The organism is Paenibacillus sp. NEAU-GSW1 (assembly GCF_009737085.1).
In the GTDB taxonomy this organism is placed as follows: Bacteria; Bacillota; Bacilli; order Paenibacillales; family Paenibacillaceae; genus Pristimantibacillus.
In genome coordinates, this window is the sequence record NZ_WOVL01000054.1 from 1,536 (window position 1) to 2,080 (window position 545).

Annotated in this window: 1 rRNA gene (only partly in view); it reads left to right on the plus strand. The window is 52.3% G+C overall.

The features are described from left to right. Positions 1 to 545, plus strand: a 23S ribosomal RNA gene (locus tag GOM71_RS24180); its annotated part reaches 1,335 nt to the left of the window's first position; the annotation flags it as partial.

Below are 545 nucleotides of genomic sequence, written 5' to 3' on the forward strand. Positions count from 1 at the left end.
TCGCAGCTTTCACTTTGTTCTGGTGAAGTACCGGGACATTGGTCAGAATCAACCTTATTGGTTGTTCAAGATTCTGACTAAATGCCCCAGGGGCTAAGCCACCAGAGTAAAGTGAAGGCTGCGACTTGGGTAGGGGAGCGTTGAATGTACGTTGAAGTCAGACCGTAAGGACTGGTGGAGCGCATTCAAGTGAGAATGCCGGTATGAGTAACGAAAAGACAAGTGAGAATCTTGTCCGCCGAAAGCCTAAGGGTTCCTGAGGAAGGCTCGTCCACTCAGGGTAAGTCGGGACCTAACGCGAGGCCGAAAGGCGTAGTGGAAGGACAACAGGTTGAAATTCCTGTACCACCGTAAGCCGTTATGAGCAATGGGGTGACACAGAAGGGCAGTGACGCAGGCTGATGGAATAGCCTGTCCAAGCAGTGAGGCAGAGTCGTAGGCAAATCCGCGACTCGTGTAAGCTAGGCTGTGATGGGGAGCGAAAATTGCAGTAGCGAAGGTCATGTACTCCGGCTGTCGAGAAAAGCCTCTAGCCAGGCGAAGGT